Raw genomic sequence first — 5286 nt, 5'->3', positions numbered from 1 at the left:
CTGGTGCCTATCACGGAGTGGAAAGCTTCCGTACGTTTTCTCATCGAAAAAGTATTTTAAAGCAATCAACAAAAATAGACCTGCCATTAAGATATAAACAAGGTAAATTGACGATGAAGGTATTGCGCAAATTAATGAATTAGCTCGTTGAAAATCCAAGATGGGTAGGTAATCATAAATGAAAGATAGTCATTACGATGTTATCGGTGTTGGAGTTGGTCCTTTTAATTTAGGATTAGCTGCATTGCTTGAAGAGAGAACGGATAAGAAAGCCGTCTTTTTTGATAAATCCGAGGTGTTTCAGTGGCATCCTGGAATGTTGCTTGAGCAATCTGACCTTCAAGTACCATTTTTGGCAGATCTAGTTACCCTTGCAAATCCCACAAGCCAATACAGCTTTCTTAATTACTTGCACGTACACAATCGCATGTACCAATTTTATTTCTTCAAACGATTTGATGTGCCAAGACTTGAATACAATGATTACTGCAAATGGGTCGTATCGGAGCTTGGTAATCTTCAGTTTGGTCATCTCGTTACAGATGTAGTGTATGATGAGGGAAATAAAATTTATCAAGTAGAGGTTCAGGCTGTACACTCAAAAGAAACGTTTACGTGTACGGCTGAACATATTGTGGTAGGAACGGGAAGCGCTCCATTGATCCCAAGTCCAATTGACGAAAAGCTCAATGATGATATTATTCATACAAGTCGATATAAGCATTATGAACGAGATTTCAAAGAGGCAAGAAGCATAACGGTGGTAGGATCAGGGCAAAGCGCAGCTGAAGTGTTTTATGATCTTCTGCAAACGCAAGTAGACAATCACTATCAACTTACGTGGTTCACCCGCTCGGCGGGGTTCTTTCAACTAGACTCAGGCAAGCTAGGGCAGGAAGTATTCTCTCCTGATTATGTTGATTATTTTCAGAAGCTTCCTTATGAAAAAAGGAAAGATGCCTTGCCGATGCTTGGTGGATTGCGCAATGGCGTGGAAGTAGAAACGTTACATGCTATTTATGACCTTCTGTACCACCGCTCGATTAACAGGGAAGATTCTTCCGTTACAATTCAAGCTATGACTGCTGTAAATGATGTAGTGAAAGTAGAGCCAAGGATATATGRACTTAAGTGCGAACAATGGCAACAGGGAGAAGAATTTACACATGAATCAGAAAAGGTTATTTTTGCTACGGGCTATAAACCGTATATGCCAAAGTGGTTGTTAAATATGCAAGATGACTTTAAATGGGAGAGTGAGAAAGAATTTGTCGTCACGCGGGATTATCGATTAGCCTTCCATAATGAACGTAAAAATCATATATTCATACTTACTAACCTAGAGCATTCTCATGGTGCTAGTGCGACAAATCTAGCACTATCCGTTAGACGGAACCAAACCATTATCAATACAATTGTTGGTGATGAGATCTATCCATTACAGTCAAATACCGTTTTTCAACAATTTGATAGAAAAGAGAACAGATCATAGTCAGTGGCTATGATCATTTTTTTATTTTCTGTAAGCATATCATTTATCATTAATAAGTAGTTATTGATAAAATTAAACAGTGATATTGAGAAGATCTTATACTGAATTCCTTTTATATCGCTATTTGGCATGCTGTTTATAGTGGAAATTTAATAACGTTGATTATTTAATTAAAATTATTATTAATAAGGGTTGACATCAGTTGTCTGCCTGGGTAAAATGATAACTGTAATCAAATAATAATAATTATAAATAAGGAGTTGTTCTAACAATGACTGACAAACGTATGGTAGCAAAACAAGCTCCACGATTCGAAATGGAAGCTGTTATGACTAATAAAGAATTTGCGAAAGTAAGCCTTGAAGAAAATATGAAAAACGATAAATGGACAGTATTATTTTTCTACCCAATGGATTTWACTTTTGTATGCCCAACTGAAATTACTTCTATGAGTGATCGTTTTGATGAATTTGAAGATTTAGATGCAGAGGTTATTGGGGTATCAACAGATACAGTTCATACTCACAAAGCTTGGATCAATACATCTCGTGATGACAATGGTCTTGGAGAGTTGAACTATCCATTAGCCGCTGATACGAATCACACAGTATCACGTGAATATGGCGTTCTTGTAGAAGATGAAGGTGTGGCACTTCGTGGATTATTTATCATCAGTCCAGAAGGTGAATTAATGTATTCGGTCGTTAATCACAACAACATTGGGCGTGATGTGGATGAAACATTACGTGTCTTACAAGCATTGCAAACGGGTGGACTTTGCCCGGCTAACTGGAAGCCTGGTCAAGAAACCCTTTAATAAAATATCTTAAATTAAATAGAAAGGGGCAGATTGTCCCTTTCTCTAACCTTAATGATTCAGAGAGAAGGAGAGAATTGAAATGAAATTACGTGAAGAAATGCCAGAATTAACAGGTGCAACAAAATGGTTAAATGATGAAGTTACAAAGGAAGAATTGCTATCAAGTGGGAAAGCTACATTAATCCATTTTTGGTCTGTAAGTTGCGGATTGTGTAAGGAAGCTATGCCTGAGATCAATGAATTCCGTGATGAATTTGAGGATGAATTAAATGTAGTGGCAGTACACATGCCACGTTCAGAAAAAGATCTTGAGTTGTCTGTTATTGAAGCGATGGCACAAGGTCATGACATTAGTCAGCCTACTTTTATTGATAGTGAACACAAATTAACAGATGCATTTGAGAATAAATATGTCCCTGCTTACTATGTATTTGATGAAGAAGGAAAGCTTCGTCACTTCCAAGCTGGCGGAAGTGGTATGGATATGCTTCGTAAACGTGTGAATCGTGTATTAGGAAATGAACAGAAGTAATTCTCTTAAACTCTTTAGAAGAAAATAGAATTTTAAACGATATTTAAGCCTATTAGGAGGAATTCACATCATGAAAAAGTTATCAACAAACCAAGGTGCTCCCATTTATGATAACCAAAATTCACGTACAGCAGGTCAAAGAGGCCCAACGCTACTTGAAGATTACCAATTAATCGAAAAGCTGGCCCACTTCGATCGTGAACGTATTCCAGAGCGTGTCGTACATGCACGTGGTGCGGGTGCTCACGGTGTCTTTAAGGTGAAGAATAGTTTAAAGCGTTATACACAAGCTGCTTTGTTCCAAAATGAGGGACAAGAAACACCATTATTTGTTCGCTTTTCTACGGTTATTCATGGTCAGCATTCCCCTGAGACTTTGCGTGATCCGCGTGGGTTCTCGGTCAAGTTCTATACAGAAGAAGGGAACTGGGACTTTGTTGGTAATAATTTACCTGTATTCTTTATTCGTGATGCAATGAAATTCCCTGATATGGTTCATTCCTTAAAGCCTGACCCACGTACGAATCTTCAAGACCCTGATCGTTATTGGGATTTCATGACGCTTCGTCCTGAATCAACAAATATGATGACCCATCTTTTCTCGGATGAAGGGATTCCGGCGAGCTACCGTCATATGCGTGGATCAAGTGTTCATGCTTTCAAGTTGATTAATGAATATGGCAACATGGTCTACACCAAATTCCGTTGGGTACCAAAACAAGGTCAGAAGAACCTCTCAATGGAAGAAGCGGCTAAGGTGCAAGCTGATAACTTCAATCATGCTTCACAAGATCTATATGAGGCGATCGAAAAGGGTGACTATCCAGAGTGGGATCTATATGTTCAAATTCTAGATCCGGCTGATATGGACAAATTTGATTTTGATCCATTAGATGCTACAAAAGATTGGTTTGAAGAGGATATCCCTTATCAGCTTGTAGGGACAATGACTCTTAACAAGAACCCTGAGAATGTTTTTGCTGAAACGGAGCAAGTTGGGTTTAACCCAGGTGTTGTCGTACCTGGTATCGAGCCTTCAGAAGATAAACTTCTACAAGGCCGTCTATTCTCATACTCAGATACGCAACGATACCGTGTGGGTCCAAACTACTTACAGCTTCCAATTAACTGCCCATTTGCGCAAGTGAATAACAATCAGCGTGATGGGGCGATGACATTTAAGGAACAATCAGGTCATATTAATTATGAACCAAACCGTTATGAATATACACCGAAAGAAGACGGTGCTTATGCTGATCCACAAACGCCAATCCAAGGGGTAACAGGTCGTCAACCGATTGATAAGCCAAATGATTTCGGTCAAGCAGGTCAAGTGTGGAGACGTTATTCTAAAGAAGAGCAAGATGCAGTGATAAAAAACATTACTGCTGACCTTGAAGATGTAGCAGAGCAAACGGTAATGCTTGCAATCTGTAATTTCTATCGTGCTGATGAAGAATTTGGTCAGCGTTTAGCGGATTCTCTTGGAAAAGATATTACTCCGTATGTGGAGAAATTGAAGCAATTGTAATAAACGAAAGATGAGTCTAATCGTAGACTCATCTTTTTTATATATGTTGTTCCCATTCGCTTTTAAGCGTCCCGTAAATAACATGATCGACATAATGATCATAGAGCCATTCGGTCTGACGGACAGTACCTTCTTTTTTATATCCTAGACGCTCGGGGATAGCGCGGCTTTTTTTGTTTTCTACAGCTGCACGGATCTCCACTCGATTTAATCTCAATTCGCTAAAGGCATAAGCGGTCAATGCTTTTGCCACATCGGTCATAATTCCCTTTCCTTGATACTCACTTCCTAGCCAGTAGCCAATATACGCAATTTTATTCGTCCAATCAATTTTATTGAAACCAGCTATACCAGCAATTTTCCCTTGGTACATAATCGCAGTGGTAAGGCTCTTTTGTTCGCCATAATTTTTCAGGAATGAGAGAAATGAAGCTTTCGTGTCTTCAGCCGTCTTAGAAGAATCGACCCAAGGAAGCCACTCTCTTAAATAAGCCCTGTTCTTCTCCACTAATTGAAAGGTTTCTTCGGCATCTTGAATAGAAACTAGCTTTAATGCTAGGTCATTACGAATTTGATAGAGAAACATGAGTGAACCCTCCTGATGGATAAAATTTCTATATACCTTACCATGGGTCTAGTTTCATGAGCAACTGGATTTGCAAATAAAGATTGAAGCTTTAAAACCTATCATACGATTATTCCAGGTTTCTTAACGAAAGATAATGAAGCAGTAGGGCCATTTGGGGTGATGGGTGGCTTTATGCAGCCTCAAGGACATGTGCAAGTGGTTATGAATACAGTTGATTTTCATTTGAATCCACAAGCTGCTCTAGATGCACCACGCTGGATGTGGTCAGAAGGTAAAACGGTTCATGTGGAAGGGAGTTTGCCAACTCATTTAGCACAAGCCT

At 39.0% G+C, this 5286-nt stretch carries 5 protein-coding genes and 1 pseudogene; 5 read left to right on the top strand and 1 reads right to left on the bottom strand.

Going from position 1 to position 5286, the window contains the following annotated elements; translation table 11 throughout:
• Positions 1 to 178 precede the first annotated feature (178 nt).
• The 4 genes from AB685_RS26050 to AB685_RS26035 all read left to right on the top strand — a co-directional run bounded on the left by AB685_RS26050 (position 179) and on the right by AB685_RS26035 (position 4375).
• A complete protein-coding gene (locus tag AB685_RS26050) occupies positions 179 to 1492 on the top strand; it encodes a SidA/IucD/PvdA family monooxygenase (RefSeq protein WP_047973502.1) in 1314 nt (437 codons plus the stop codon).
• A gap of 271 nt (positions 1493 to 1763) precedes the next feature.
• Positions 1764 to 2309 (top strand): peroxiredoxin, encoded by a 546-nt coding sequence (locus tag AB685_RS26045; RefSeq protein WP_047973501.1) that lies wholly within the window; start codon positions 1764 to 1766, stop codon positions 2307 to 2309.
• Positions 2310 to 2391: 82 nt separating this feature from the next.
• Positions 2392 to 2844 carry a TlpA disulfide reductase family protein gene (locus AB685_RS26040; protein ID WP_047973500.1) on the top strand — a complete coding sequence of 151 codons (453 nt, stop codon included), beginning with the start codon at positions 2392 to 2394 and terminating at the stop codon, positions 2842 to 2844.
• Between the two features lie 70 nt (positions 2845 to 2914).
• The gene (locus AB685_RS26035; protein WP_047973499.1) at positions 2915 to 4375 is read left to right on the top strand and encodes a catalase; all 1461 of its coding nucleotides are present in this window, start codon (positions 2915 to 2917) and stop codon (positions 4373 to 4375) included.
• A 37-nt stretch (positions 4376 to 4412) separates the two neighbouring features.
• Here AB685_RS26035 and AB685_RS26030 read toward each other — a convergent pair whose 3' ends face one another.
• The gene (locus tag AB685_RS26030) at positions 4413 to 4961 is read right to left on the bottom strand and encodes a GNAT family protein (RefSeq protein WP_047973498.1); all 549 of its coding nucleotides are present in this window, start codon (positions 4959 to 4961) and stop codon (positions 4413 to 4415) included.
• A gap of 93 nt (positions 4962 to 5054) precedes the next feature.
• Between AB685_RS26030 and AB685_RS30645 the strand changes: the two are divergent.
• A pseudogene (locus AB685_RS30645) lies at positions 5055 to 5286 on the top strand (gamma-glutamyltransferase); the annotation flags it as partial.

The organism is Bacillus sp. LL01 (genome assembly GCF_001037965.1).
This window is presented reverse-complemented; position numbering and strand designations above follow the sequence as displayed.